This is a genomic window from Bacillus sp. MUM 13, from assembly GCF_001866725.1.
GTDB lineage: Bacteria > Bacillota > Bacilli > Bacillales > DSM-1321 > Peribacillus.
Genome location: NZ_MLYQ01000168.1, coordinates 1 through 2,017 on the forward strand (window position 1 = coordinate 1; position 2,017 = coordinate 2,017).

Genomic DNA, 2,017 nt, shown 5'->3' on the forward strand with positions numbered 1-2,017 from the left:
CTCTATATGTAAAAGCCTTCCCTACGCGATTTCTTATGGATATTAAAGTGAGGAATATTAAAAAGAGTCTGATAAAAGACTCTTTAGATTGAAAGTGGTTGAGTGTATTATTATCATAAATTAACTAAAGGAGGAGAAATACTGAATATTGAGCTCCTTGCTAAGTATAAAATTGTTCAGTTTTCTGTTTTCACAGGGTTATACGTAAGCCCATCCAGTTCCGAAAAAAGATATACTTCCTTTTTCTCCCTCCCTTTTATAGCGGAACGTAATCCCCTTATTTAAAGAACGGAATTCATAGTATAAAATCAGATCATTCATCAGCAATTCATGCTGCATGGTGTAAATCGTTGCCTTCGTAGGGATGGTGGCTGGGACATTGGTGAGGTCCCTGGCTTCGATTGTGGCAAAGTAGACCCCGACTTTGTGGGCGATCCTCTGGTGCTTTAAGTACCCCCGATCCTCAAGCTTCTTTACCCGGCGATAAACCCGGGAACTGTTTGGCTCTCTGAATTTAAGGAGAATCTGATTCGCTGTGACCATACCATTCCTGAGGATGTACTCTAGGTAATCCAAGTCCTTTTGCTTTAGCGAACAGTACTTCAACACCACTTTTCATCATCCTTTTCCTAAAACTCAAGGATTCTCTCTGCCTTGGAGAAATTCACCTTTGACGAAAGGACTATCAAAACTTCGGATTGTACGTATTGACGCTGCTTTGCCGTTTTATAATTAGCCTGCATTGCTTATTCTTTAGTTCTCTTGATTTTTAATTGGACTTGCTGCTTTATTTTTCGATTTCCCTCTCCTTGCAGTTTTTCAATATTGATTTTGGATGCTTGTTTATTTGTTAGATTCTTTTATCTTTATCTTAACTTTACCGTTATCTTTATCACTTTATTTTTATCTTTACCTTATCTTTACCGATATCTTGTCTTTATCTTTAACTTATCACTCTTATCTTTAACTGTCTCACCCCCTCCCTATCCACTCAGTGAGACCATTCATATTTGGCTGGCTACTCCTGACCAAGTAGCAGAAGACCTCGTCTTATCATAAGGTACGTTGATAGGGCGAGGTCTTCTGTTGGTCACGCAGGATCAGGAGGAGCCAGCCGCGCCTTTATATGAATGGTTTTCCTATAGAAACAGTACCGCCAATGAAATAGAAATTGCCTCCTTTTTCTTTTCTCTCATTACGATGATTCATTATAGCGATAAGATGTATATTGCTTATCGCCAACCTTTGATTTGCTTTCCTCCTTTCCAGGGGTAAAAACGAGAAATTTGTTAAATTTAGAAGTTATTGTTGAGAAGGATTATCGACATTGTAACATATTGGAAATAACAGTATATGGAAAATATAAAATTAACTATATTTACCAAATTATAATATCTACACTGGAAGTATCAAAACCGAAATATCGGTAAATCAGTCTAAACTAGTTTATCTTATTTATTAATCTAGTTTAGACTAGTTCAACATTTCGAAATCGATTTATTTTTAAGTTGAGCAGGTTTTATCATTCTCGTGCTTTTCGAAAATAGTTTTTAGGTTGAAGTGCTAAAACACTGCTTTGATAGAATGCGATTATCTAACCTATTTTGGGGGGTGCATGTGAATATGGATAATTGTTATCATTTATAGCTATTTTCATTTTTGATTAGGATTTACATGTTTATTGAGTTTTTAAGGTCATGGAACTTGGGAACCCACAAATAAGGTAAGACTGAGAGACTATGCATTCTAAATAAAAATGCACATAAAAATGAGCTGGGAGAAATATCTCCAAGCCCATTGTATTTTGATATCCATTTTTTACTAAACCAGCTAATAGGAGTCAAGAACTTCTTATTAAAATATATATTTTCTTCCGTGTTATACTTTTTGAAGACACGCCAAATAACCCTCCAAACATTAATTGGAAGGTTTTTCATAAGATGCTTTTTCTTGTGGATTAAGCCAAGTCTAGGAACTGCTCATTCCTTTTTAGGATGGCAAAAATCCAGTGTAAGAG

General features: G+C 35.8%; 1 protein-coding gene. It reads right to left on the reverse strand.

All coding sequences use genetic code 11. The features are described from left to right. Positions 1–198 precede the first annotated feature (198 nt). Positions 199–609: a hypothetical protein gene (locus tag BIV59_RS22465; RefSeq protein WP_139194447.1), complete on the reverse strand. Its 411-nt coding sequence runs from the start codon at positions 607–609 to the stop codon at positions 199–201. Between the last annotated feature and the right edge of the window lie 1,408 nt (positions 610–2,017).